Annotated in this window: 22 protein-coding genes and 1 tRNA gene; 9 read left to right on the forward strand and 14 right to left on the reverse strand. The window is 47.1% G+C overall.

Annotated features, from left to right (window positions below):
• Both BLR00_RS15510 and BLR00_RS15515 read left to right on the forward strand, forming a co-directional pair.
• Positions 1-402: an ExbD/TolR family protein gene (locus BLR00_RS15510; RefSeq protein WP_074634012.1), complete on the forward strand. Its 402-nt coding sequence runs from the start codon at positions 1-3 to the stop codon at positions 400-402.
• A gap of 10 nt (positions 403-412) precedes the next feature.
• Positions 413-1,222, forward strand: a complete 810-nt coding sequence (locus BLR00_RS15515) for a hypothetical protein (RefSeq protein ID WP_074634013.1) — start codon at positions 413-415, stop codon at positions 1,220-1,222.
• A gap of 36 nt (positions 1,223-1,258) precedes the next feature.
• Here BLR00_RS15515 and BLR00_RS15520 read toward each other — a convergent pair whose 3' ends face one another.
• The 3 genes from BLR00_RS15520 to BLR00_RS15530 form a co-directional block, all read right to left on the reverse strand.
• A complete protein-coding gene (locus tag BLR00_RS15520; protein ID WP_074634014.1) occupies positions 1,259-3,124 on the reverse strand; it encodes a S9 family peptidase in 1,866 nt (621 codons plus the stop codon).
• Positions 3,125-3,414: 290 nt separating this feature from the next.
• Positions 3,415-4,653 carry an exonuclease/endonuclease/phosphatase family protein gene (locus tag BLR00_RS15525; RefSeq protein ID WP_143007664.1) on the reverse strand — a complete coding sequence of 413 codons (1,239 nt, stop codon included), beginning with the start codon at positions 4,651-4,653 and terminating at the stop codon, positions 3,415-3,417.
• Between the two features lie 10 nt (positions 4,654-4,663).
• Positions 4,664-5,104, reverse strand: coding sequence for a hypothetical protein (locus tag BLR00_RS15530; RefSeq protein ID WP_143007665.1), 441 nt, complete (start codon positions 5,102-5,104; stop codon positions 4,664-4,666).
• A 782-nt stretch (positions 5,105-5,886) separates the two neighbouring features.
• Here BLR00_RS15530 and dndC point away from each other — a divergent pair.
• The 4 genes from dndC to BLR00_RS15550 are packed head-to-tail and all read left to right on the forward strand — an operon-like array spanning position 5,887 to position 10,930.
• The gene (gene dndC / locus BLR00_RS15535) at positions 5,887-7,053 is read left to right on the forward strand and encodes a DNA phosphorothioation system sulfurtransferase DndC (RefSeq protein ID WP_081346796.1); all 1,167 of its coding nucleotides are present in this window, start codon (positions 5,887-5,889) and stop codon (positions 7,051-7,053) included.
• The gene (locus tag BLR00_RS15540) at positions 7,046-7,261 is read left to right on the forward strand and encodes a DNA modification system-associated small protein (protein ID WP_074634017.1); all 216 of its coding nucleotides are present in this window, start codon (positions 7,046-7,048) and stop codon (positions 7,259-7,261) included. The genes dndC and BLR00_RS15540 overlap by 8 nt, the downstream gene beginning before the upstream one ends.
• Before the next feature lie 22 nt (positions 7,262-7,283).
• Positions 7,284-9,356, forward strand: a complete 2,073-nt coding sequence (gene dndD / locus BLR00_RS15545) for a DNA sulfur modification protein DndD (RefSeq protein WP_074634018.1) — start codon at positions 7,284-7,286, stop codon at positions 9,354-9,356.
• Positions 9,353-10,930, forward strand: a complete 1,578-nt coding sequence (locus tag BLR00_RS15550; RefSeq protein WP_074634019.1) for an FtsK/SpoIIIE domain-containing protein — start codon at positions 9,353-9,355, stop codon at positions 10,928-10,930. The genes dndD and BLR00_RS15550 overlap by 4 nt, the downstream gene beginning before the upstream one ends.
• 134 nt (positions 10,931-11,064) lie before the next feature.
• Here the strand turns inward: BLR00_RS15550 and BLR00_RS15555 are convergent, their stop codons facing one another.
• The 3 genes from BLR00_RS15555 to BLR00_RS15565 form a co-directional block, all read right to left on the reverse strand.
• A complete protein-coding gene (locus BLR00_RS15555) occupies positions 11,065-11,721 on the reverse strand; it encodes a class I SAM-dependent methyltransferase (protein WP_074634020.1) in 657 nt (218 codons plus the stop codon).
• Positions 11,718-12,710 (reverse strand): hypothetical protein, encoded by a 993-nt coding sequence (locus tag BLR00_RS15560; protein WP_074634021.1) that lies wholly within the window; start codon positions 12,708-12,710, stop codon positions 11,718-11,720. Before BLR00_RS15560 ends, BLR00_RS15555 begins: the two co-directional genes overlap by 4 nt.
• A gap of 762 nt (positions 12,711-13,472) precedes the next feature.
• On the reverse strand, positions 13,473-13,943 hold the full coding sequence (locus BLR00_RS15565; RefSeq protein WP_074634022.1) for a hypothetical protein: 471 nt from the start codon (positions 13,941-13,943) through the stop codon (positions 13,473-13,475).
• A 751-nt stretch (positions 13,944-14,694) separates the two neighbouring features.
• Here BLR00_RS15565 and BLR00_RS15570 point away from each other — a divergent pair.
• Positions 14,695-15,135: a very short patch repair endonuclease gene (locus BLR00_RS15570; protein WP_074634023.1), complete on the forward strand. Its 441-nt coding sequence runs from the start codon at positions 14,695-14,697 to the stop codon at positions 15,133-15,135.
• On the opposite strand, the gene BLR00_RS15575 is transcribed toward BLR00_RS15570, so the two are convergent.
• From BLR00_RS15575 to BLR00_RS15595, 5 genes are all read right to left on the reverse strand, one after another.
• Positions 15,132-16,142, reverse strand: a complete 1,011-nt coding sequence (locus BLR00_RS15575; protein ID WP_074634024.1) for a BsuBI/PstI family type II restriction endonuclease — start codon at positions 16,140-16,142, stop codon at positions 15,132-15,134. The genes BLR00_RS15570 and BLR00_RS15575 overlap by 4 nt on opposite strands.
• A 9-nt stretch (positions 16,143-16,151) precedes the next feature.
• Positions 16,152-17,108, reverse strand: coding sequence for a DNA cytosine methyltransferase (locus BLR00_RS15580; protein ID WP_218124338.1), 957 nt, complete (start codon positions 17,106-17,108; stop codon positions 16,152-16,154).
• Positions 17,109-18,602: 1,494 nt separating this feature from the next.
• Positions 18,603-18,953, reverse strand: coding sequence for a hypothetical protein (locus tag BLR00_RS15585; RefSeq protein ID WP_074634026.1), 351 nt, complete (start codon positions 18,951-18,953; stop codon positions 18,603-18,605).
• Positions 18,954-19,007: 54 nt separating this feature from the next.
• Positions 19,008-19,280, reverse strand: a complete 273-nt coding sequence (locus BLR00_RS15590; protein ID WP_107878326.1) for a hypothetical protein — start codon at positions 19,278-19,280, stop codon at positions 19,008-19,010.
• A gap of 105 nt (positions 19,281-19,385) precedes the next feature.
• Positions 19,386-19,859, reverse strand: a complete 474-nt coding sequence (locus BLR00_RS15595; protein ID WP_074634028.1) for a ribbon-helix-helix domain-containing protein — start codon at positions 19,857-19,859, stop codon at positions 19,386-19,388.
• 142 nt (positions 19,860-20,001) lie between these two features.
• On the opposite strand from BLR00_RS15595, the gene BLR00_RS15600 reads away from it, so the two are divergent.
• Positions 20,002-20,682: a recombinase family protein gene (locus BLR00_RS15600; RefSeq protein WP_074634029.1), complete on the forward strand. Its 681-nt coding sequence runs from the start codon at positions 20,002-20,004 to the stop codon at positions 20,680-20,682.
• Positions 20,683-20,763: 81 nt separating this feature from the next.
• Here the strand turns inward: BLR00_RS15600 and BLR00_RS15605 are convergent, their stop codons facing one another.
• The 3 genes from BLR00_RS15605 to BLR00_RS15615 all read right to left on the reverse strand — a co-directional run bounded on the left by BLR00_RS15605 (position 20,764) and on the right by BLR00_RS15615 (position 24,150).
• The gene (locus tag BLR00_RS15605) at positions 20,764-22,404 is read right to left on the reverse strand and encodes a P-loop ATPase, Sll1717 family (RefSeq protein ID WP_074634030.1); all 1,641 of its coding nucleotides are present in this window, start codon (positions 22,402-22,404) and stop codon (positions 20,764-20,766) included.
• A gap of 85 nt (positions 22,405-22,489) precedes the next feature.
• The gene (locus tag BLR00_RS15610; RefSeq protein ID WP_074634031.1) at positions 22,490-23,959 is read right to left on the reverse strand and encodes a DUF6538 domain-containing protein; all 1,470 of its coding nucleotides are present in this window, start codon (positions 23,957-23,959) and stop codon (positions 22,490-22,492) included.
• Between the two features lie 98 nt (positions 23,960-24,057).
• Positions 24,058-24,150 (reverse strand) — tRNA-Ser (locus BLR00_RS15615).
• A gap of 72 nt (positions 24,151-24,222) precedes the next feature.
• On the opposite strand from BLR00_RS15615, the gene mltF reads away from it, so the two are divergent.
• The gene (mltF, locus tag BLR00_RS15620; protein WP_074634032.1) at positions 24,223-25,647 is read left to right on the forward strand and encodes a membrane-bound lytic murein transglycosylase MltF; all 1,425 of its coding nucleotides are present in this window, start codon (positions 24,223-24,225) and stop codon (positions 25,645-25,647) included.
• Positions 25,648-25,741: the final 94 nt, after the last annotated feature.

Below are 25,741 nucleotides of genomic sequence, written 5' to 3' on the forward strand. Positions count from 1 at the left end.
ATGAAGCTGCGTAAATCCAGAACGTTTCGCAAAGGGCGTATTGAAATTATCCCGATGATTGACGTCATGTTTTTTCTGCTTGCAACATTCATGTTGTCCTCATTGTCAATGCAGAATCTCGATTCCTTACAGGTGAATCTTCCTCAGGGTGCAGCCGAAAAACTCAATGCCAAAACTCCCGTGACACTGACGGTGACAAGCGATAGCCAGATTCTTATTAACCGTACTCCCGTCACATTGGACACGCTGGCCGATACGCTAAAACCGCTACTGCAGGATTCGGAACAGAAGCTGATCGTATCCGCCGACAGCGATGCGCCGCAGGGCATTGTCGTGCAGGCGATGTTGCGCGCCCGCACTGCTGGCGCGCAACACTTTCTGATCGCGGTGAAGCACGAGTAACGCGCTCAGCATGCGGCATTCCAGAGCGAAGGAGGTTCAAGTCTGGTGGCCATTGCCACTGGCGGCCCTCCTCTGGCTGATCATTATCTGGGGATTCGGATTTTTCCTCACCTCTCCCGAAGTGAAAACCGAATCGCAGGCTCCGGTCCAGGCAAGCTTTATAGAATTGCCTGAAGAAAAAAAAGAACAGAAATCAGCGGCCATCCCTCAGAAGGCTCCCAAGGTACCACCCCGGCCTAAATCTCAGCCGCGTCTGGGTGACCAGAAAGCAAAACCGGTTCCGCGTGAAAAAGGAACTGCCAAGAAGGAAGCAAAGGTGGAACGCACCCCAGCCCCCAAGCCGGAGTCTCCAAAGGATCTGACGGATTACATGAAGGAAGCCAAAGAACGCCGCACTGCGGGAGGGATTTTTGAGGATGAGCCCACGGAACCTAGAAATGTCGAACGCGAATCTACTGAAGAAGAGCTCAGAATGGCGAACGTCAAACGTAATCTTCGAGAACCCGGGGTAGGTGGAATATTTCAAATTACCAGAATGGGGGTTCGATCCGCCCAGTTTTTATTTCGAGCCTGGAAATCGGATGCCAGCAATCCCCGGCGCGAAGTCATTGAAGTCACTGCCGGCCCGGATGGCGATATACAGCTCGCGCTCGTTCGAAAAATGATAGAACTGATTCGCCAGTACCACAAGGAAGAATTTCAATGGGAATCGTACCGGCTCGACCGCGTGGTTACCATGTCCGCGCGCATGGAAGATAGCAAAGCATTGGAGGATTTTCTGATACGTGAGTTTTTTGACGCGAAACATGGGTTTCGATAGGGTACGGCAGATTAGCAATACCCATGCTTGACGGCATTAGCCCCGCTGCCCGGCCGAGCCGTCTTCCGCCTTGTCATCTTTCAGGTATTTGTCCAGAAACTCCAGTATCCGGCGATTGGCCTCGATCTGGTTCTTCTTCTTCGTGAAGCTGTGGCCCTCATCATCGAAGATGATATATTCCACTGGGACATTCTGTCGCTTGACAGCTTCCACGATCCCGTCACTCTCAGCCTTGATGACGCGAGGATCGTTGGCACCCTGAATAACCATCAGGGGCTTCCGGATTTCCCTGGCGTGAAAAAGCGGCGAGGTCGCGACAAGGGCGTCTATGTCCTTCACCGGATCGCCAATCTCATCGTAAATGGCTTTACGCACCGATTCCCAGTAGAGAGGGATGCTTTCCAGCGTTCGCAGCCAATTGCTCACACCAAAAATATCCACACCGACCTTGAATGCCTCGGGACGGAAAGCCAACGCCGCCAGTGTCATATAACCGCCATAGCTGGCGCCCATGATGCCGATGCGCTCATGGTCGATGTAACCGAGACTGGCGAGATAGGTTTTGGCTTCCACGCAATCCCATAGCGGTTCACGCCCATGTTTACGATTGGCGGCGGTAAAGAAGGTCTTGCCATACCCGGAACTGCCGCGATTATTGATCCCCAGCACGGCGTAGCCATGATTCACGAGGTATTGGATCTGGGCATTATAACCGCGCATGGTCTGACCACCCGGTCCGCCGTGAACATACACGATGGCGGGCACTTTATTTGTCGTCGATGCCTCATGCGGTTTGTAGTAGATGGAAGGTATCACCATCCCATCAAAGGAGCGGAAGCGGATTACTTGCGCTTCCACCAGATCCAATGGATCGATATCCCGACTCAGGCTTTGGGTAAGCTGCCTGATTTGCTCCGGCCGTCTGGACTGCCCGATCCCGAAATCGTAGACGAACAGATTATCGGGAGAACGGTCACCGTTCACGTAGAAGGCCATGCGAGTACTGGTCCCGGAAAAAACCACACCCCGAATTTCCCCTTCCGGAAGGGTGGGAAGCTGCACGGACTTCTCTTCATTTCCATCGATCTCTACAATCCGGATCACTATGCTGCCGTCCTGGTTAATACCTGTCACCCGGAAACGTCCATCTCTGGAAAAATAAGTATAGATCACATCCCAATCAGCACTTTCGTGATCCCGGACGTCACCCGTAACTAAATCATAGGTGCACAAACGCTTGAATTCGCTGCCCTCATTGGTGAGAAAGAGCAACCCTTGAGAGTCCGGATCGAAGGTCTCGGCCCGGAAGCTGATGGCGCCCTCGTGCGGAGTCAGGTGTTTGACTTCCTGCTTGCCGACATCGAACAGGTAGATATCGCTGTCGGAAGTCGTATTGGCCCTGTTCAGTGCGATCCACCGCTCGTCGCGGCTGATCGGACCCAAGTCGAATCCTTGCTCATTCTTATAAAGTAAAGTGCGAGCATAGCTCTGCGCATCGTAGCAATACAGATCAAAGAATCTAGGATCACGCTCGTTGCTGGAAACAAAAAAAGCGCTCCCATCCGGGCGCCACCCCATGAACTGTGCCTTGAGCTTCTCCCCTGGGGTCAAGTCCCTTTCCGTGTCATCGTGATCAAGCAGGAAAAGATGATAATTTTCATCCCCCCCGTGATCCCGCGTGAAAAGAACCCGGTCATCGCCTGGAAAGAAACTGACGGAAAAAGTACTGTCGACTATGGACCGGGTCAGTGGCTCTGGCGTGCCTCCCTCAATCGGTAGCGTATAAGCGTTGAAGATGCCGGACGCATTGCTGCTGAAGAGAATACGCTTCTCGTCGGCACTGAACGACGCTCCCAATATGGAAGTCGTCGCCATGAATTGTTCTATGGTGTAGCGTTTCATATGAGTAATGATCCTGGATGGACTGCTTTACCTGCACACTCAAGAGACTACAGCGACGGTCGATATTTTATCAACACAGCGCGAGATTTCTCCGGATTATACTGAGTGAATCCTCGATGCGAGCTTCAATTCTGTTCATCAGTTTGATGCTGCGAGAAAATACCGCACATTTCGCCATTCCGGGCCTGACCCGGAATCCAATTCAAACCAGCAATGGCGTGTTTCGCACGCCATTGCATACTGGCTTCCGTAGTATGGCGTTTGTATTATTTTTATGCTGGATCAATCAACTACAACTCAAGAACCGTAACGTTCGGACAATGATCGCTGGTCACAATGGGTTGCGGGCGTTTTTTTACCACAGCAATCTTGCGCGAGCTGAGCTCGCGAGTCTGCGACTGCTTGATGGCATCGCTGATAACAATATGATCCAGCCCTTTTAAACCGTTGCATCCTCGCTCGGTCGAAGTCAACGGTACCTGATGCATCGCGGGAAACCCGTCAGCGATCTCTTGCCATAAATAGCTACTCTTGACTCTTCCCCACTCATCTTTTGTATTCGGCTCCGCCGAGTCCGTGCCATCGGTACGGACATCCGACTTTGCCACCAATGCTCTTTCCTCCTCGTCTATCCGGCGATTAAAATCACCGAAGAGGACGAAGCGAGGACTTTCTCTAGCCACATTCTCAACCCAATCCTCAAGAATGGGCACTTGCCGGTTAAGGACTTCGCACGCCGGGTCCGGATCAGTCAATTTGTGACCCGTGAAGCCGCTGCCCGTTTTTAGATTGGCGCAGCCGGACTTGAGATGAATATTCAGAAAAGTTACCGGTACGCCATTAATTACCAGTCGCAGTGCCAGTCCGGGCCTGACACGGTGCCTGGCAGGCTCGTCCCGGAGCTGTTCCGTGATGGCCAAATCCAAGTTTGGTACACAACTATTCTCGGCAGATGATATTGATGAAATTGATTTATCCCAGGCGAACGCCACAGTTTGAAAAGCATCATGCGGCGCAATACAAACATTGAATTGCCCGGCAAATTCGCCAAGCACCTGCTCTATCACCTCTCGGGACTTTACTTCCTGAAACGCAATGACCTTGATGTTCTCATTCTGAATCAGATTTTCGATGGTGGCCCGCAAACCGCTTAACTTCGCATCGTAGTTCTCCGCCGTCTCTGCTCTGCCTGGATGCTTTCTTTTCCCATACGCATTGCAAGGAGCGGTCATCATCATCGCTTCAAAGCCGCCGGCTGCCTCAATTGTTGCTTCCCGGCACCGCTTTGCGCGGATCTCCTCTTCCGGTGCCGCATGCTGCGTGCCACGGGGGATCTTGATCCGGCTATCACACCAGTTGACCTCAGGCGCACCGCAAACCTCGACATGCCGTTTGAAGTCATCAATGGTTCCAGCCCACGCCATGTTGAAGATGGCAATTCCGACCGGCGCGGTTTCCTGGGCCTGCGCACTGACCGGCAAACCAGGCGATAGAAATACTAAAAGGAAAATGAAGCGGGAAAGAAGCACAAAATGCAAGCTACGATTTAGACTGTTCTGGAGTCTTGCATTTTATTTCCCATGAAAGCGTTCTTTTTGCTGCACTCTCTCCCAATGCCCCCAGGAGAACAGGCGTTTGCTCATTAATAAGTGTATATCCTGACTTACAAATCTGATTCGCGCGTTTCGCCAATGTTCGGGTTGCCCAATCCCGGCTGGATTGACAAGGTTTAAAATCAGTTTTGAGAAAATATCGTGTCGTCCCATCATTTAATCTCGTTGAGGTTTGCTCATACGGGGGTTTGCTAGCACAGCCAACCAATGATGCGATAACCAATAAGGCGATTACGATAATTTTCATAATTTCATGAACATGCGTGTAAGTGTGCTGATACGAAGCGACCAAAATTCCGTGGAGCAGAGATGAAAAATTGTGCATAATGCCCCTACGTTGCGAAGCGTGTTTTTCATATTTAGACATGAAATCCTCGCCGTTACTAAGCCTCTTCATTGTTATGATCCCAAGTACCAAATTTATCACTACAGTTACAGCATCGACTCAACCTCATATCAATCCGAAGAGTACCGATGTATGCTACTAAATCTCCAGAATATTTACCCCTGAGGCATATAGGTCTGTTGTTTCGACAGCTTGCTACTGGTGTTACTTTCTCTAGCTGTTTAGTTCCGCTGTATGCTGATATAAATTATTTACAAACGGCTAGCCTCCATGATTCTTAGACGAGTGCTCGTGGCAACGAGCACTCGGATCTTACAGTTGATCCAATTGAGCAAGGAGTTTGCTTTCTATCGCTCTCCTAATGGTAGAGCGGCCAGAACCAGAAGCGTTGCGGAAGCAATCTGATGCAAAGTTAATCTCTCCGACTGCTCGGGTGCGAAACCGGTCCAACCGTCCTGATCAAAAGCTCTCTTCCGAGCGTCTTCCAGTGATTTTCTATTTTCATTTTTGCTTCGTTCATACCCATACCCTTTTTATTTTTCGCAGTATCTTACGATAATTAATGCCAATTTGACATGCTTAGTGGCATGGATACCGTAAGCGTTAATACTGTGATACGAATGAGCATAAGACGAAATGAAAAATCGCTGCATTAATTCGGTGAGCACCACGAACGCACATGCTCATTTGGGGCCGTGGCGATAGAGGCTCATACGTGTCACAATATAAAGCGGTTTTAAAGACTGCATTTTGACGTACTGGTTGATTAAAAAGCATAGGCTATTCATGGGAATGAAGTTGTTATGAAAAATTTAGCCGACTCTTCCCCAACGGCGGCCGACATTAGCGTGCCCACAGACGACGTATCCGCTCTGGATCGTTGGGCTGAGGTCGTGCAATCAGTTCGTGATGATTACTTGGATGAAAACCAACATTTCCCCTGGATTATCGGCTTCTCTGGAGGGAAGGACAGCACACTGGTTGTACATGCGACATTTGACGCCTTGATGTCAATTCCACCATCGCGGCGAACTCGGCCTGTTCACATGGTCTCCAACGACACGTTGGTAGAAAGCCCTGTTGTCATTGCACATCTTGATAAAGTCACTAAGTTGATTCGACAGACTGCCGAAGATCTTGGACTGCCGATCATTGTAGCCCGCACAATGCCGAATATCACCCAATCATTCTGGGTATTGCTGATTGGGAAGGGGTATCCGAGCCCAAACCAGTCGATGCGTTGGTGCACGGACCGGCTAAAAATTCAGCCCACAAGTGAGTACATCAAGCGGCATATCTCCGAATCAGGTGCGGCCATCGTTGTGCTTGGAGTGCGCAGAGCTGAAAGCAATACTCGACAACGATCCATCGACAAGCACCAGAATTTGCGGGATAGCAAACTGTCGCTACATAGCGAACTGCCGGGAGCCTTCATATATCGCCCCATAGTGAATCTCTCTACAGATGACGTCTGGGAGATATTGGGTACCTATCCCGCTCCGTGGGGAGGGACTCACACCGATCTTTTTCAACTTTACCGTGACGCAGAAGGCGGCGAGTGCCCGGTGGTACTTAGCAAGGAGGAAGCTCCAGGATGCGGAACGCCTAATAGTCGCTTCGGTTGCTGGACCTGCACGGTCGTGGAAAAAGACAAAAGCCTACAAGGTTTCATTGATGTTGGAAATCACCAATACAAGCCACTTGTGGATTTTCGGGACTGGCTCAAAGAGATCCGCAATAAATTAGAATATAGACAAGCATACCGTAGAAACGGACGCCTTTCGTTTGATACGAATGGGAAGCACATTCCTGGTCCGTTCACTATCCAAACGCGAAAGCTCATTCTAGAACGGCTCTTCAAAGTACAGCAAGAGTTTGGTGACAGTCTGATCACTGAAAAAGAACTGGACCTGATCTATCAGCACTGGACGGCAGAACTTCAACAAGAAAAAGGATTAGCAGATGGATAAGGATTATTTCGACCCAGCATACCTGAACGATTTGCCTATTTGGGCAGATGAGAATGCTAAGAAGATTTTAGAGACCGTGTGCCTAAAAAATAATGTCCCCGTTGAAGTCATCACTGAGCTTGTGTCCGTCCAGCGCGAGCGACAGCATCAGGAACGAGCACGGGGGATCAACATGCGGTTTGAGGAAATCCTCGGATTGATTGAGTAGCGACGAGCGGAGTATCAAGGGAATGTGGATCTCAAAACTGGAACTGACATGTTTCAAGAGCTACCAACATCAGGCCTTCAATTTTCCAGCACCCGAGGATGGACGAAATATTGTTTTGATCGGGGGGATGAATGGTTTTGGCAAGACTTCTATTCTTGAAGCACTCTATCTGTGTTTGTATGGCAAAGAGGCCATCATTCATTTAGCGCGTGCTGGCTTAAAAACCGATGATAAAAAAGGATATCCCACGTTTCTAGAGGGTGCCTTTAACGGTGAAGCAAAACGCCGGGGTTCCGACACTATGATGGTTCGCGTCACCATTAATAGGACTAAGATAAAAGCTATTGATATATGCCGAAAGTGGTTTTTTAGATCTAATGGTGATTGGACTGGTGAGGAAGAAGCGGTTGTTCGCGAAGTCTTACGGGATATTCCCAATAGCCCACGTGTTGATGGAAAAAACGGCTTCCACTTCTCGGAGCTATTAGATGAGGTTTTTGTTCCTGCACACGTAGCTCCGTTCTTCTTTTTCGACGGCGAAGAGGTCAAAAAATTAGCTGATCAGTCTCGTGTCGAACAGGTTAAACAAGGCCTTGAGGGCTTGCTTGGTGTGGTGCTCATACGCTCACTTTCAGATCGCCTCAGGAGTTTTGAAGCCACGAAGCGCGACGGTGTTGTGTCAGTTGATGAGCACCGACTCAATCAGCTTGCAGAGCAACTGGATATTAGTGAAGTTCAACTAATAAGACTTCGCGAAGACTCTCAACAAGATGAGCGAAAAAAAGTTCATTTGCGAGCCGAGCACCAGTCCCTACTTGAGCGGATCACTTCGTCTGGCGGTGGTGGTGGCGATATTGCTACGGTTAAAGAACTTGTAGAAGAGCGCGAACAAAACCGTAACAAACTCAGAGAATCACACCGAACGATGGAAGACATTTTATCCGGCCGTTTACCTTTCCATTTGGTCCCAAAGAAACTGACCGATAGATTCAAAACACAGCTCAGCGAGGAAATAAAATGGTTTTGTTGGGACACTGAAAAGCGCTCTCTTGAGCCGCGTAAGGTTGAGTTCCGAAAAGCATTTAATTCCCAATCCGAGCCACCAATCACTCCTGCGCTTTCCGTTGATCAACAGTTAGCGATCGAGGCACGGCTGGAAGCAGCTTGGGGCACACTCTTTTATCCGCCGCCAAATGATTGTGCAAAGGAGATTATTCATGATTATTTGCACGAAACTCAGCGTGAAGAAGCGCTGGAATTCTTGAGTTCGATAGATTTAGGTCAGAAGGAAATCCAAGATTTACTCAGTGTCCAGCAGGCACTTCAGCAACGCATAGATGACCTTGGACGCAAGATTTCCAGAGTGGAAGGCATCGATCATGACGGAACGCTTACGACTTTAAAGAATCAGCTAGAAGAGGTTCAGAACAAGATCGAAGCTCTGACAGATCAACTGCGTGCCAATGATCGCGCCATCATCGCTCTGGAGGCCCAAGTGCGCAACATGCGTGCTGACTATATGCGAGAAAAAGGGAATCTCGATGACTCAAGCCCAGTACGAGCCGTGATCGAAAAATCTGAGCGCGTACGCAAGGTTCTTGATGAAGTTATACCAGCCCTATTTCCTTTGAAGGTTAAGGCCTTGGGTCGGGCTATGACAGACGTTTATAAGCAACTTGCTCATAAACAGCAAGTAGACAAAATTGACATTACGGACGAGGGAACGGCGAGGATTCTGAGTACAAACGGCAGAGAAATCACCTTCGACAGATCAGCAGGCGAGAACCAAATCTTTGCGACAGCATTGATTGCAGGCCTAGCTAAAGTATCCGGCGTTAAGGCTCCCATGGTCGTGGATACTCCGTTGGGACGCTTGGACAGCAAGCACCGGGACAATATCTTGAAGTTTTGGACAGCTGACAAAACTCGCCAAGTCATCTTGCTATCGCAGGATGAAGAAATCGACTTTCACTTGTACAAGGATATCATGAGCAGCGTCTGTAAGACTTATCTTCTAGATCATGAAGATGTTGGAGACGGGATAGGCCGTACGGCAGCTAAGGAAGGCAAATATTTTGCCCGAGGACGCCGATGAGCAAACTGTCACTTCAGCAAATCATGATCTCTCGCTTTCGAACAAGCGCAGAGGCGGATAGTATTACTGTCGCGCTAATGTCCAAACTTGGCCTTTCCACTAAAGCCAATGTGGCGCGGCTTGCTATTGGCCGTTCACTCGCACTTGGAGCCTTTACAGATAACGGTATTGATTCAAAAGGGCTGGAGATCCCGGCCTCGGTGTTGTTTACGCAAGAGGACGTTAAAGTTTGGGTGGGGCTAGTTGTTACACACTCCATGACTCACGGTGGGGATGTCGTCAACTCCATGGACACCTTTCGGGTGGCAGTTCGAAAACACTGGCATCGGGGAGCCCAGCTTCTTTTAGAGGACTGGGATGGATCATCAGGTAACTTTGAAAAATTCTTAGAAACTTTGGTCATTCGTCGTGCCGATCTGCCCGACGTGGCTGCTGGACGCGTATCAAAAAAAGACTCGCTTGTGAAGGTGGAAGAGCCGCAAAATGCTTCTGCTATTCTGCTCAAGTCATTAGCGGAGATTGGAGTTATAGCAGAGATAAAGGGCCTTATTCACGGCCCTCGCGTGACACGGTACAAGGTATTTTTGCCGGATATAAATCAGCTCGATAAGCTCCGTAAAGGTTTAGAACGTCTGGGTCTGGCGCTGAATCTACAGCAAGCCCAACCTACCCTTTCTCCCGGTAATGAGGCAAAAACTGTGAGCCTTGATGTGCCTCGACCGCAGTCCACTTGGACGCCGGTGGGGTTTGCCCAATTTCGAAGCTGGCTGGCCGCGACACCGTCGAACGGTGATCAACTAATTGTCTATCCGGGTGTTGATGTTTTAGGTAAGCCCTACTCGTTTGATTTAGCCACTGCCCCTCACTTATTAGTAGGCGGTACTACCGGAAGCGGAAAGAGTAATTGTCTCCATGCATTGATCTTGTCGCTGCTATCTCGTATACCATCTACCGTCCTGAAACTTGCCCTGATTGATCCTAAGCAAGTTGAGTTCTCCGTGTACCAAGGGAGCGACTACCTTTACCGAGAAGTATCAACAGATGCTAGCTCAGCACGCGAATTGCTTCTCGAACTCGTTGCTGAGATGGAGGCCCGATACCATAAGTTTATGACCGCCGGAGTAAGCAACATCCTTGAAGCTCGCAGGAAGCAGGTTGATTTGCCTTACATCGTGGTCTTCATCGAAGAGTTCGCTGACTTGATCTTCGTAGATAAGGGTATCGAGGATCAGATCGTCAGGCTTGCCCAGAAAGCACGTGCCGCAGGTATTCATTTAGTACTTGCCACTCAACGACCCGATGCCAAAACTTTTTCTGGACTTATCCGAAGCAATATCCCTGCTCGGATTGCCCTCACAGTTCAAAAGAGCACGGAGTCCAAAATCATTCTGGATGAATCAGGAGCTGAAACATTGCTAGGATTGGGTGACATGCTTGTGAAAGCTAAGCCAGGAAGCCAACCTGAACGGTCGCATGGGGTTCGAATCGAACGGGCCGACATTGAGGCAGTGCTTAAGGAAAATCGTCAAAGTGACGTCCTGCACACGATCTCCGGCAGGCGTCGCACTGGGTAACGCAGCGTGGACACTGCGTAGATATGAATTTGATAAGATAACTACATCTCAATGCTCTAGCCTAGCCAATTATCCGTGAAGGAGTCAAGTCGTTCTTAACTTAGAGCGAGCTTGCGAAGAAATAGATGTCGTTTTCAAAGCGGGCTATCACGGTGCGCAAGAACATTGATCCATTGGATAGGCGGTCGATTCGGTAAGGAGTCTTCACTGTTCCATGCATCATTAATTATGAAACCGGACTCCTCTATTAAACTAACAAACTCCGTTAGCTGATAGTATGCGTAGAAACGTCCATCTGATGCGAAGCTCTCGCCGTATCCGCTCTGTACCGAAGCATACAGTACGCCACCCGGCACTATTGCTCTATATAAGCGACGAAGGATTTGCAATAACATAAATTTGGGAAAATGAAGCAAAGATGCGCATGCCCATACTGCGTCAAAGCGTTGGTCAAATGAGAGATCCTCCAGCCGCATCGGAATACAAGATGCACCTGAATAACTTTGTGCCAACCGTGCCAAAGCATTAGATGCATCAATTCCAGTGACTTGATATCCGCGATTCAAGAAAACTCGTAAATCCCGCCCTGAACCGCACCCTGCATCAAGTATGCTCCCGCCCGGATCTACTAACGACAGGAACCGGTTATGAAGGTGTGATAGGTCCAATGACACAGTTCTACGGAAATACTCGTCGGCATGCGTCTCGTAGAAAGTTATCGTCGAACTACTCGGATCCAGTAGTTTTTTTTTATCTGTCTGCGGTGCTACAGCTGGGAACTGCTCTGTCATCCGTTCTCGCTTCTGGCGGTAATCTGCTCGCGCCAATTCTCTAATTCCGAATTGATTTTCTGAAAACCATCATCAATCAGGACCTGAATCTGTTGAGGGAAAACTGCAGAATCTTCGACCAACAGTCCTGCAATTGATACGTCACTATCATTCTTTTCTTCTATCTGGCTCGCCTGCAAAGACTCTCGTTTCTCTTTTTCAATCTTATGCAGTTGCTTCAATACCGCAAAATGGGCGAGGTAGCATCCAAAAACGCTCATTAGCTCGTGCTGATCAGCGAGAGCATAGCCCGCATTCTTTTCGATAATGTGAACGATCTGCCCCCCTAGCCCAACGATCTCGTCAAAGTAGGGGTCCACTCCGAAATTTTTGCCATACACGCTCGAAATATGCAGCACAGTACGGAAACGTTTCCATCCCTCCGGGTTAATCATTATTTGGAGCTCCCCACCAACCTTTTGGAATTGATCACGGTGGATCCGCACCAGGATATCACCCATCTGACAATACAACGCTTTCGACTGACCAAGAAGCGCATGTAACGGACCATAAAGCAAAGACATCTGCTTCAGGCGCCAATCGACAATAGAATTTGTTATCTCAAGCGTTGCACGTTTCTTAGCTAGAGCAAGCTCATGTCTCATCGTGGCATCCAAACCCACCCGCTCCGACTCGAGCCGTTTCTTTTGCAGTAAATAATTAATCCCGCCGCCCAAAAAAACGCCAATTAAACCTGCTAAACTTGCTATAAGAGGATTAATCCAATGAGTATCTTCTACATGATCATTAATTTTAATTAGTTTCTCATTGATCAAATCGAGCTTGCTCAGAGTCTCAATGCGCTCTAGTATCATCGTTGGCGGCATCATCTTATTCTCGGCTGAACCAGTGGGTTTGTCTTTCTCCGGTGGCGCTATCTGAGCTTGACCCAATGGTACGATTGTAAGAAACAGCAATACTATCCAAAAATACGTCAAGCTTTTTCTCATCGAAAATCTCACTATGGATTGGCATTTAGCTTTAATGACTCTCGATACGAGGATGTACTAACAAGAAATTGCTATCTTATCAGGTATAGATTCGCCGATTGAGACTTCCGCGAGAAATGGTACTTAGAAGTGATGGAGGCTGCACAATATTGCTGGCATTACTAAGGCCTTAAATCTGAGCAATACGTTTTGCGCTTTGATAGTAACAGCACCGACTTGTACTAACTCAAGGGAATGTCGAACTGTTAGCTTTGGTCTCATCAATCAAGTCAGAGTGCTCCACTCTTAACCCTATTTGTTGCCACTATTCCGAATTGAGTATTTGAAGCTTTACTGCCTTCCTATGGTCGCTGCTGATTTTCTCGATGGTTTAATCTATGAGTAGCTTGATGGTGAAGCTCCTTAGGATATTGTATTAACAGTAGATCTGGCGGAGAGGGTGGGATTCCCCTTGTGCATGAGCTTAAGTTACTGATTATTCATTTATTATCCGTAGAGCTAAGAGTGTATTTGTAGCAACACTCTGCGGCATAACCGCGACTTAAGTATAAGCTTTGATTTCAAACTTGCAATAAATTTGTCTCTCGGTGGGCTTCAAGGAAGTAATTCTCTATCTAAGACCACCGCTATGAGTTCCAATCCCTAAATGATGGAAATACAATTAGTTCGAATCCTGCAAGAACAGAGATAATCCTTTGGAGAATGTCTGGGGCACATCTAAAACCAGGATTACACCTTACGGGTCGTTCGATTCAGCCATCGTTAATCATCTTTACTATTACAGTCGTTCTGGCATTTTTCTTGAAGGGTGGCACGAGTTCTTTCCGCTGCCGGGGTATTGTGGAAAGCAAGGTCGGTGCTGTTTGTCGCAAGATGCCCGTTATGGAACGCGTGGACGCAGCCATCAACGACATGAAACTTTTTGTCATAAGCGCGGAGCGGTTTGTGCGCGGGTCTATTGCAGGCTGGGCATTTTGGATTATCAGCCATTTTAGACTCATTCATATTGTTACGAACAGTTTGCAGTTCTCGAAGGATGTAGTCTAGATGATCAGCAAAATCCTCTTTTGTTGCAGCGCAAATACAGGCAAAAGCGATGGGGTAATCAATCCCACTGCTTGGTGGTGGCAATACATCGGCCGTTTGGATTGTGATCATGGCTTCCGCAACGTCGCCCGAAACATGCTTCTCGTCACACATCCCCTTCGCCCATTCCGGCTGGAATTTAATCATTTTCACTTGTCTCCCGGTCTTTGTTTAGCTCAACGTTACTTCAGTTCTCAGTTATACACACCTATGAATTGCTGGATGAGACTCGGCGCAACAACCCCACGCACGGCACGGACTGGTTCTGAGGTAGGGCGGGATTACTTTTAGATAATGCATCTAAGGGGCTGTAAAGGCGTTTAAATCGCATTTTACTGTTGAACTAGTGTTAGGGAACTACATTACGAGTTATTAACGGGCAAATCCGCCGCCACATAAGTTTTACCACTCCAGTTCCCATTCGACCTTCGTCTCGTCTCTTACCGGTTACAATCCACCGAGGACTTTAATATATAATTTTCCTTCGACATTGTGGAAAACCGTGGTGTTAGATTCCCTAACAGATTATTTCTTGATCATGGCAATAGTCGCGTTTTGGGGCTTATTTTGTGGGGAGATTCGCGAAGGGGATCGGTTAAATCGGATGTTGACAAAGCGAAAGCGCAGGTCGCTATGAATTAATTGAGGTCGATAGGAAACAATATCATGCAAGTGACACTTCTACGCTCATCTGGGAGAGGGCTGGCAATCTTAGTTTCGGTGGGCCGTGAACGTGATCCAAATAGGGTTAACGGAAAAATTAAGATGTTACCAACCCGGATAAAGATTAGTTCGGTTACTAAGAAAGAGCTTATGAAAGATGGGTATCAGCGAAGGGATGGTTCTATTATGGCAATGACGAGATTACCTATCACATCCCCTTGAATTAAGGCTCTTGATGGCCAACCCCATCCTTCTAACTACTCCCAGTAGGAGCGCCTTGATGAGCCGTATTCGGAGCATCAATACGGCGCCAGAAATTCTGGTGCGCTCTGCACTACACCGAATGGGTTTCCGCTTCCGCCTGCATTACCGCCGACTACCCGGCAAACCAGATCTCGTGTTACCAAAATTTAGGACTGCGATATTTGTGCACGGGTGCTTCTGGCATCAGCATCTCGGATGCACGAATGCTCGGAAGCCCGAAGCGAATAAGGCGTATTGGAGACCAAAGCTAGAAGCGAATGTCAGCCGTTTCGCTGCACAGACTGAGGAGTTGGAGAAACTTGGCTGGACAGTTCGCGTGATATGGGAATGTGAGACTAAAGACTCTGAGAAACTGAGAAGCTTGTTGCTGAGTTTCTTCTCCCGGTCTGTTAGTGGGACTCAGCGCTGTTAATCGGTGCCCGGATACGGGCCGAGGAATTTATCCCCATTAAAATGAATGAGATGGGTCGGCGTATCAGCGATCCAAACTTCGGTTTCCCACGCGATATCTTTTACGTGCGTCCTGAACGTGGCTCTGTCAGGAAAGGCAGTAACGAATACCGTATCGGCAGCACATTCCGCTACCATTTTTCTCAATGTTAGAAGCCTAAGCTCAGTAATAGGGTTAGCTGAATGCACAGCTTCTATCAGAAACAGCCAGTTCTTTGACGGAGAATATGCAACAACATCTGGCAATTTGTCCCGTGCAATCTCGGAGAAACTTAACGCCCGTAACCCAGCCTCATCGATATGTAAATACTTACTGGATGTGTCCCCCACATAAAGGAGTTCTGCGCCGAAACCAAATAACGGAAGGAATTCTTCAATAACGCGCTTCTGAAGAACGTTGTGGGGTCCTGGGCTAAAGTGTAGCTCTATATCCCCTTTGATTTTGACCGATATACGAGCAAGCTCCCGCTCACGCTTTAATTGCTGCGTCAACGTTTTGTGGTCTCCGTGAAATAGCTCAATACTTGTATCCCATTCCGGTGTTCCAAACCGCCTAAGCTGCTCGGCTACTAACATGCTTAACCCATAGGGTCTTGTTCCATCATTTGTGTCTGCGTCGGGGTTTTTTGCGCTCTTTAAAACTACGCCAGCCTCGACCGGTAGAATTAGGTCTGCGCGTCGGATATCGTCGTAGGAACCCTCCGAAATATTCTCATCTAGATACTTGTTCATATATCGAATAATCTGTCGGGAAATCAGTCGATGCCCATCCTCAATGCTTTTCACATGAGACCACGAAAATCCGGGCCTCATTCCGGCCACAGCGAGGAATGCTTTGGCCATTTTCTGCTTTCGTCTAGCGGAGAGGCCTACCGACGGCACACCTAATGACGACAAAATGACTAGAGCATCGCTTACTAATTGTGCTAGCTCTGGGTTTGCCTTGTTATATATTTTTTCGTTCTTCAATGGGTATTTTCAAAGTTGAAAATTAAGCTGTGCTGGCAACCGCTGCTTGGAGCCCCCTTTCACAGCCAAACGATCCGACGGCTCCAGATAGCTCAGAACGCTCTCGGCCAAATTAAAAGCTAACATTGGAGGGACAGCATTACCGATCTGTTTGAATACACTTGTCTCCCCACCGGCGAATTCAAACCAATCAGGAAAGCTCTGAACCCGAGCGGCTTCTCTGAAAGTCAACCTCCTGCGACGTCCGTCCTCTAACCGCACACGCTGCATATCGCCCGTTGCACCCGCAAGGTTTCGGCAGGTGATTGTGCGAGATGGCCTGTCCAAATGTAAGTCTCGGGGATTAATGCATTTTGACGCGCGCTCATACTTAGCCACATAGAGGTCCATCTGCGGAGTAAGGAACTTCGAGTTTTCATGAGCTTGAAGGACTGACTCTCCTAGAGCCTCGCCGGCAGTTATACGTTTTGAATGCTTAGCTGGGAAACGAAAACCACCGCGATGGCCAACAACTATAACTCGCTGACGGTTCTGAGGAACAGAGTAATCAACGGCATTTAATAGCTCACATTCAACGACGTAACCCAAGCTTTCTAGCTCTTGCATTATTTCAATTAAATACCTCTTGTTTCGATACATTAGCCCGCGAACATTTTCGAACATCCAGAGATCTGGTTTTGCTCGCTGGACTGCCCTTATGAATGTCGGAAATCCGTCGCGGGAATCCTGTATGCCCATTTGATTGCCACCAACACTGAATGGCTGACAGGGTGGGCCGCCTATAACAACCTCCGCCTTTGGAAAATCAGACGTAGAGATAAGTTTTACATTAATACAATCGCCTTTTAGGTTGAGTCTGTATGTAGCGCAGCAGTCTGCGTCCATCTCAAAGCCAAGTGTTTCGAAGCCGTGAGCCTCAAAGCCTAAAGCTAAGCCGCCACAGCCCGCAAAAAGATCAAGGACCAACGGCTTTCCTGGTGGCTTCGGCCTAAGTAGGCAATTAATATCTTCCATATACGCCATATAAACGGTGTTACTTTTGAGCTGGGTTATAAAGAAATGTCTTCATTGAAGTATAAGCTTTGGTTACTAGAACCAAGAAATTTGTCTAACAATGGGCTTCAAAGGAAGTGATTCGTATCTAAGGTTACCCACCCTCATTGAGTTTGAATCCCTGAATGGTAAATAACGAATTCTGTTAACAGAACAGATAAAGGAATGTTGTTAGATACTACTTCCTATCGAAAGCATGTTTCTGTTGTTCATTGACGTTCATCGTGAATAAGTATATCTGGAGTCCGCTGTATGTTCGGTCGCTTGTATTCTGAATCATCTTCGCTAAGGCACCTAAACGTAACATTTACCGTGGTATCTATATCCATCCTAGTTCTTGCAGTGCGTTCATTCATAAACATAAACTTTTTCCCGAGTGAGGGGCATTTTTTTGCACCCATCTGAAAGGCACTTTCTCTTGCCGATGCTGCTGTTCTAAAACCATCAGCTGTAGAGCTTACAGAATACGTGTCTCATCCCATCTCTAGCACGTCACTGGTCGAAACACACCCTAACAGCAGAATTGTAAGAAATGAAAGTCCACTTAATTTATATTTCATAGCTCCCTGTTCAGTGTGTCGTTTCCATTTAGCCCGTTTAATTTAACGTCGGATTGAGGGATAAGTTTAATTGCATGAAAATGTGCTTAGATGAGCTTCTAAAAAAACTTATTGGTATAGTTACTAAAATTGATACCCTGTATTGAATATCTATGCGGATTCTTACTAATAACGCTCCGCAATTCGATGATTGCTGTAATTCGCAAGTTAAAATGTTTTATAGTTTCATCTTGGTAACTTCTTGGTAGCTGTTTGATACCTAGTAGGTAATTTAAAACCTATTATATTGAATTAATGGCTTTTCTTTAGGGAGCTGACAAATCTACCCCTAACCCATCTAACAAGATGAGTTAAGTTGCCAGCCCCCTAAGAGACATCTTTTCTCCAGGTTCTTCCTTCAGTCTGCTGTATTTTGTGTTGGATAATATCGCACCCTGAAGGTCCGCCGAATGCTATATCCCTCACTGACCCGGCTACAGCGACCCTTTTGGGGCCAACTCCGCCTGTGAACGTTGTTGTCAGATTCCCTTCTACGTTCCGCCACATGCTGTCATGTAGCTTATACGACCGCACCCGAACGTGCTGTATACCGATAAGGTCGGAAGACTTCTTAAAGATTATTAGTTTTAAGTTTTAAGTTTTAAGTTTGGTTTGCAGCTAAACACAATATTCGGAGATAAGAAGATAGATTTTACTACCTGGAAAATACCGTTGCTTACATTATAGCCAGCGTTCCGGGAATCCTTCAGGTTTTATGTGGGAGTGCGCCCAAGCTGCTTAATGGCGAGCTTAAAACAGCTTTAGGCGATGCGAGGCAGTGTGCGTAAGAGAGTCGGGGTATACCTGACTACGAGCGGGGATTGCCATGTAGATTTGAATGGATGGGCTTGGGGTCAGTCTTGCATCGGATTTCCCAAATAATGTCAGTCAGATAGGTAAGTCGGGTTCCGTATGGACTCATGGGGCCAGGGATTATTTCCTCATTCACGACGTTATAGCCCGCATCGCAAAGTGTGGTGGCATATTTATTCAGACTGTTCAAGGACATATCCTTGGTTCCGCTATCTAGCCCACCATATCGGCTTGAGAGAACATATGCCTTAGAGCCATCATTGGTCTGAATTCTTGTTTGATTTACCTTCATTGCCGAACAACCCACCAGCGTCACGGCTAACAAACTAAGAATCAGACTTTTCATGGCACGTTACTCCTTACACTTGATTAAATAAAAGGCCCGAAACCGGGCCTCGTGTTAGTAGAGCCTATCTGAAGAAGATTCGCGCTCATAGGCCCGTTCACGGCGCTCGCTTTCTTGGTAACGCTGTTCACTGCGATCCCGGTCTTGCCTACGTTCCGTCTGCTCCTGATTGCGCTGACGGATAACCGCAGTGTCCGAAGAAGTGCGATCATCACCCACATAACGGCCTTCACCGACATAAGTTGCCTTCTCGCCCACCTGCGCGGTTACTGGCATAGCAGCCAATGCGAGGGGGACGACTAGGAAGAAAATAGTTGATTTACTCATAAGGGACCACTCCAAAAATGACAAGGTCATTGTCTTTGCTGACGCAGAAACTGCTAATTTACGATCCCAATCAAACTCTTTCCCTAACGTAAATTTCGGTATTTATTATTTCTTTTCCTCTTCTGGCATGGGAATAACCAGATTCGGCCATCCCTTAAGATGATTTTCGAACCATAGGCAATACTGACCAAATTCATCCTTACCCGCGTGTAACGTAAAGCCCCCCATTTCCTCGCTACCATCAATAATGCCAGCACGCATACTCTCGGCGAACTCTTCGTCATTCATCATTGCTGAGTAACGCAACAATGGATGCCCTTCTGCAATGCTGTCGAGCGTTGTAGAGCGTTCAGCAAGAGTAGTTTCGAGAAGCATCGTATCCATTGCCGCAGCACGAATGACAGCAGTCCTATTGTCTGCATTGGGATGTTTCTCTAATTGTTCTCGCACCCATTCAGGCCATTTGCGTTTTTGCTGCCCAGCTATCCACTCAACGGCCTGCCAGGTCGCAGGATCAAGGCGAATTCCTGTGCGATGTCCGTTGGCTAGTTCAAGAGTTCTCATACGCAGCTCAGTCATCTTTGTATCCTTTATCACATTATAGTTGCTATAATAGCATATTATCTGATTATTTACAACATTGTTGTTGCTTCCCGCAGAATCTTTGTTATACTGACTACACATTAAACGTTCGTCTTTTTACGTAGTCAGCGAGAAAATCATGGCAAATGGCAAATTCGTTGCTTATTACCGGGTAAGCACTCAAAAGCAAGGTCAAAGCGGTTTGGGGCTTGAGGCGCAACAAGCCTCAGTGGCGGCTTACCTGAACGGTGGCGCGTGGCAATTGATTAATGAGTTTGTTGAGGTAGAAACTGGCAAGGGAGCAAATGCGCTTGATAAACGTCCGAAGCTTCGCGCCGCGCTTGATATTTGCCGCAAGCAAGGAGCTACCCTACTTATTGCGAAGCTAGACCGGCTGGCTCGTAACGTTCATTTTGTTTCTGGCTTGCTTGAAACCGGGTGCGACTTTGTTGCAGCGGATATGCCGCAAGCGAACAAGGTCATGATTCAGATGCACGCGGTTATGTCTGAATGGGAACGCGATCAAATCAGTTTTCGCACGAAAGCCGCCCTTGCTGCTGCTAAGGCTCGTGGTGTAAAGCTTGGGTTTGCTGGTTCCTCGAATCTCGAACGTAATATCGAAGAGCGAAGGACTGCCGCTAATACTTTCGCGGCAAAACTAGCGGGAGTAATTCAGGGATTTAGAGCAACCGGCTTATCACAGCGCGCAATGGTGGCACAACTGAATCAGATTGGTATCCGCACTGCGAAAGGAGGGGAGTGGTCTCTGATTCAGCTTCAAAGAGTCCTAGAACGAATAAAACCTTGCATCGAGAAATAATCTACAGTAATCGTGACTTTGTCTGACAATTACCGGATTTTTGTGTGTAAATCAACATATATAACTAAATGGCATACTTACTCAGCTTACCGATGCAATTCCCAATCTTGCCCACAGCATTGGATGAACATGAACTACAGATGAAGGTTTAATCTGCCCATCTGTAGGAACTCGTTCGCTGAGGTAGTTCCATAACACTGCTGTGTGACTGTCTGGCTTAATCCCAAAAACACCAATATTAAAAAAAACTTTTGTCAAACTGATAATAAAATTATGAAGGCTTTGATTATTTAAATACGCATATCCAGCTCGAATTATGGGATCTTTATCATTCTTCCCATCGCATGCATATTTCAATACAAATTCGTCCACTCTAGTAGCCGTAATTAATGAAAGCTTAAATTGTGACGGCATTTTCTCAATAATGGAAAAGTAAGTATCTAGCTTCGGATAATGATTTATCCATTCATACTTCAAAGCATCGATACGCTCAGCGGAATATTCCATTTCACATTCTTTTATGTTTTTAGCTGCAATACCTTCTCTCCCCTGCGCTCGTATAAGACACAAATTTACAAAAGCTATAGCATCTCTAGGTCTAAATAAAGTCCGTCCTAGCAAATAATCATAAAATTCGGTCTTATCAATTCTCTCGGGAAATAATTTCTTCAATGCAATGGGTTGAGACGTAAATGGCTCACAAACAAACTTAACTACCCTTTTATTGATTAAGTTAACTAAATTAGACTTCTGCCAACGTATATTTAGAAACAGAGATTTATATTTTTCTTCTTGAAATCCGGCATCTCTGGTGTGATCAAATACTTGTTGAATTAGATCTTGTCGCAAGGCGATAATAATTTTTACCGAAGGAATCACTCTAAAACTTTTAATGGTTTCTATTAATGCGCGTATTAGTCGATATCTAATATCGGAATCTATCCAGGTTTCATCTAATTTATCTATAACGATATAGCGTTTTTCCTGTGGATCATCAAAAATATCTTCAGCCAATAATTTCATGACATCAGATAATGCTTTTATCTGAATACTATTCACGATATTTTGAGCCTTATGAACGTATTCAGATTTCACTTCCACGGAATTAGATTGTCTTATACCTGCTTCTAACTCTAGAACGCCATAATCTGCGCCCATTTGGCTTTTTATATCATTTTCAAGTTTTTGTGTAACCTCTACGATTCTGTATTCAGTCTCTTTCCAAAATTTATCTCCCCACTCTCTGAGATAGGTTAATGCTCTCTCTTTTGCTTGATCTTCCTTCTTCAGAATTAAAAGAAGCTTACTGATCCAACTCTTTGTCTTTTCTTCTGTTACTAAATCATATTTTGATTTAAGCAGCTCAACAGCGAAAACATGCTTCCATAATAAAATATAAAAAATGTCCAGTTTCACACCCGCATTCTCTAAAGTCCTAATAAAATCAGAGTTTGAAATATAATTTAAAGATAGGTCTGCGGGCTGGATTTCTATTACGTTGTCTTCGATCTGTTTCAAACGATATATAAGAGCACTTTTTCCCACACCTGTTCTACCGATTATTATTCGTTGGGAGCTTTCTAGGTCAACAAGAGTTTCGTAATCGCCCGTGTTAATAAAACATTCCGATAAATATTTTCCGTCAGATTCTGCTTCAGGTTCACCTATAGAGATGCCTCTTCGAATTCTAAAACTTTCACCTACATTATTGTTATTCCCCATACACCGAACCCCATTTTAGATGCTATGACATAAAAATCAATTACCGTTTTTCCGAGATGCCTTCCCCAGAGTTTTGTTCTTTTGCCTATTCATGAGTTCTACCCAAATTCAGCATGTGCAAGTGCGATAAATTCAGCCCCCGAAAATCAATACGATTTAACTCAACGGCAAGCTCGGGGATAAGAAGTTCACCATATTCGTCATGAGCATCTTTACGGCTTCCGCCCACATGTCCCACTAACGCTCGCTCATAGTCTTCTCGGAAACGTAACCGCTTACATTCCGTAATAAAAAGGTGCCGAAAGCTGTGTGCTGGGCTTATGCGCTTGTCTGTTATCCCGATGGTCTGACGAATATACCGCCCCCACCAGTCCCCCCACTTTGCGCCATATTGCTCACGCTTATTCGGTTTCAATAAAGGAAAAAGCTGGCCTCCCCCAGCTTCAGCCTGCTTCTTTACAAAAGCCAGAAAACCCATCTTTATGAGTTCATTATGTATAGGAACTGCCCGCTGTGATTCATCAGTTTTCAACCGCCCATCGTCATCAATGGGGTTAATAAGCAAGTGTGAGATTCCGTCCGATTCCTTTACTCGCTCGGTAGTCAATTGGCAAATCTCTTCCCGCCTCGCCCCTGTGAATAGCATTAGCAATGGAATCCAATACGCGGCTTCCCCCTTTGCAGCTATTGGCCGTTCCCCATTCAAAAAAACGGGAGAATTAAATATTTTCTTACATTCCTCCGGCGTGTAAGAGCGGACTTTCTTTCCTTTTAAAGCCGGGAGCATTATTCCTTTTGCTGGGTTCAAGACTATCCATTCTTCATGCTCAGCAATGGTGAGTAATGCCCTAATTGCGCCGTGCTCTTTTTCGATGCTCTTCGAACTCAACCCTTCGCTTTTTAACCATTCAATATATTCCCGCATGTGCCGCTTTTCGATTGTTTCCGCGTATAGCTCTGGAAAATGACCTTCAAACCGCTTAACGGCAGCCTGATATATTTCAACAGTGGCAAGAGCTGGATTTTTCAAGCGAATCCATGCCGGAACTATCTCTGATAGCCTATGCCATATTACCCTCTTTGGTTTAACCTGCGGCAATGGGCTTTCCTGCGCCACTGCTGAGCCTTGCTTATTTGCTATAGGGATAGATACCCCTCCAGCGCGTGAACTCGCCAGAGCGCGTTTAAATGCGTCGTTCTCAGCTTTGAGCTTTACTTGTTTGATTTCTCTTAGATGAGCGAGCTTCTGTTCAATTAGTGCGCCTTCACCCTGCTCTTTCTCTTGGATAAGACGCATTCTTTTCTTAACCTCGATTAGGACGTCTCGCTGTTTATTATCGTTGGCTTCAGACATGCTTGTTTTTAAGTTATTAAATAGGTGCTTAGCGGTTGCAGCGAGGCTTAGCGCCAATGGAACAGCAATATTTTTGTCGGTTGTGTGAAGGGATTTTATAAATTCCCGCTTGCCGATGATTGCAAGGAGGTCGGAAGGAACCGCGATGCGAAAGGAAAAAGTATCGCCTCGCCTTTGAAGATAACGGGTATGGTTAGACATTGACCAGTAGGCGTGCTCTGTAGCACTTTTATGTAGCAAATCATAAAAAACCTACGGATAATCAATTAACTATTGAGGACTCAATAGCTTAGAGTGATTGGCGGAGAGGGTGGGATTCGAACCCACGTGCCAGGTTACCCTGACCATCTGATTTCGAGTCAGCGCCGTTATGGCCACTTCGGTACCTCTCCATTACGCGGTGGGTATTTTACCAGTTTATCCCGCGTTTATCTTGCGCTCGTTCAGCGCAAAAACATGGCAGAATGCTCCTGTATTCCGCCCGCCTCTCATCCATGCGCGACTTCCCCCTCCCGTTTGTTATTCCTATTGTTTGCGGCCTCATGCTTGCCGCCTGCGATTCGTTTGAGAAGCCGGTGTTACCGTTCGACAAAACCGATGAGCTGGTGGTCATTACCGTTAACAGCCCTGATACTTATTATGAGGATGCGGAAGGCCGCTATGCCGGACTGGAGTTTGATCTCGCTTCAGAATTCGCGCGAGACCTGGGCATGAACGTGAAATTCAGGATTGCGCCCAGAATGGATCAGGTATTGGCAAAGCTGGAGGAGCATAAAGGGCATTTCGCCGCCGGTTTAAGCATTAGCACCAAGCATGAACTGCACGCTCATTTTGGCCCGATCTATCAGACCATACAACCTCAGGTGGCCTACAATACCGACTACCGCAGGCCCAAGAGTATCCGTCAACTTGTGGGAAGAACCATCGAGATCGCAAGCGGCACCACCTACGCTGAGCAACTCAATAAAGCGATGCAGCAAGCCCCGGGCCTGAAATGGAGCGAAGTGGATATCACGAGTGAAGATCTGCTGGCAAAACTCGCGGAAGGCAAAATCGACCATGTGGTAGCCGACTCCACGCAAATAAGTCAAGCCAAGAATTTCTACCCCAATCTGGATGCCGCCTTCGATTTGGGCGAACCCGTGGGTAAGGCGTGGGCGTTTTCACCCTACGCGGAGCGGGAGTTATTGGAAAAGACGCAAAAGTTTTTTAGCCGGATCGAGCGGGATGGCACCTTGATGCGTCTGGTGGACCGGTATTACGGTCATATCCAGCGGCTTGAACAAGCAGATGTGAGTGGCATTCTGAAAAAAAGGCGCACGCTGCTACCGGATTTGCGCGAACATTTTCACGAGGCCGAGGAGGTAACGGGGATCGACTGGCGCCTGATAGCGGCATTGGCGTATCAGGAATCCCACTGGAACCACTTCGCGGTTTCACCCGCCAATGTACGGGGCATCATGATGTTAACAGAGACGACCGCCGACCGGATGAAAGTAACCGATCGGCTGGACACTCGGCAGAATATACTTGCTGGTGCGCGTTACCTGCGATTACTCAAGGACAGGTTACCGACACGGATTCTGGAACCCGATCGCACCTGGATTGCGCTGGCGGCATATAATCAGGGATCCAGCCATATCGAAGATGCACGCATTCTGGCACAACGCCTGGGGTTGAACCCGGATTCATGGGTGGATCTGAAAAAGACATTGCCGCTATTGAGCCTCAGCCAGTACTTCCAAAATTTGAAACACGGCTATGCGCGAGGCGGCGAAGCGGTGATCCTGACAGAATCCGTACGGACGTATCACAACATTCTGCTGAAATATGAACGTCCGCATTCCTGGGGATTTCCGATCGCCGATGAAATTGACTCGCCATCCTGAGAACGTCTAAGCAGGTCTCCTCGATCTTGCCAATTTGATGACATCGGCGCAATATGCTGGGTTTATTGACGCCCTGTCACATGTCACATGTCAC

It is taken from the genome of Nitrosospira multiformis (assembly GCF_900103165.1).
Lineage (GTDB): Bacteria > Pseudomonadota > Gammaproteobacteria > Burkholderiales > Nitrosomonadaceae > Nitrosospira > Nitrosospira multiformis_D.

Coding starts and splice junctions, on each gene's coding strand:
- BLR00_RS15510 (WP_074634012.1), top strand. CDS start 1: ATGAAGCTGCGTAAATCCAGAACGTTTCGCAAAGGGCGTATTGAAATT.
- BLR00_RS15515 (WP_074634013.1), top strand. CDS start 413: ATGCGGCATTCCAGAGCGAAGGAGGTTCAAGTCTGGTGGCCATTGCCA.
- BLR00_RS15520 (WP_074634014.1), bottom strand. CDS start 3,124: ATGAAACGCTACACCATAGAACAATTCATGGCGACGACTTCCATATTG.
- BLR00_RS15530 (WP_143007665.1), bottom strand. CDS start 5,104: ATGTCTAAATATGAAAAACACGCTTCGCAACGTAGGGGCATTATGCAC.
- dndC (WP_081346796.1), top strand. CDS start 5,887: ATGAAAAATTTAGCCGACTCTTCCCCAACGGCGGCCGACATTAGCGTG.
- BLR00_RS15540 (WP_074634017.1), top strand. CDS start 7,046: ATGGATAAGGATTATTTCGACCCAGCATACCTGAACGATTTGCCTATT.
- dndD (WP_074634018.1), top strand. CDS start 7,284: ATGTGGATCTCAAAACTGGAACTGACATGTTTCAAGAGCTACCAACAT.
- BLR00_RS15550 (WP_074634019.1), top strand. CDS start 9,353: ATGAGCAAACTGTCACTTCAGCAAATCATGATCTCTCGCTTTCGAACA.
- BLR00_RS15555 (WP_074634020.1), bottom strand. CDS start 11,721: ATGACAGAGCAGTTCCCAGCTGTAGCACCGCAGACAGATAAAAAAAAA.
- BLR00_RS15560 (WP_074634021.1), bottom strand. CDS start 12,710: ATGAGAAAAAGCTTGACGTATTTTTGGATAGTATTGCTGTTTCTTACA.
- BLR00_RS15565 (WP_074634022.1), bottom strand. CDS start 13,943: ATGATTAAATTCCAGCCGGAATGGGCGAAGGGGATGTGTGACGAGAAG.
- BLR00_RS15570 (WP_074634023.1), top strand. CDS start 14,695: ATGGCCAACCCCATCCTTCTAACTACTCCCAGTAGGAGCGCCTTGATG.
- BLR00_RS15585 (WP_074634026.1), bottom strand. CDS start 18,953: ATGAAAAGTCTGATTCTTAGTTTGTTAGCCGTGACGCTGGTGGGTTGT.
- BLR00_RS15590 (WP_107878326.1), bottom strand. CDS start 19,280: ATGAGTAAATCAACTATTTTCTTCCTAGTCGTCCCCCTCGCATTGGCT.
- BLR00_RS15595 (WP_074634028.1), bottom strand. CDS start 19,859: ATGACTGAGCTGCGTATGAGAACTCTTGAACTAGCCAACGGACATCGC.
- BLR00_RS15600 (WP_074634029.1), top strand. CDS start 20,002: ATGGCAAATGGCAAATTCGTTGCTTATTACCGGGTAAGCACTCAAAAG.
- BLR00_RS15605 (WP_074634030.1), bottom strand. CDS start 22,404: ATGGGGAATAACAATAATGTAGGTGAAAGTTTTAGAATTCGAAGAGGC.
- BLR00_RS15610 (WP_074634031.1), bottom strand. CDS start 23,959: ATGTCTAACCATACCCGTTATCTTCAAAGGCGAGGCGATACTTTTTCC.
- mltF (WP_074634032.1), top strand. CDS start 24,223: ATGCTCCTGTATTCCGCCCGCCTCTCATCCATGCGCGACTTCCCCCTC.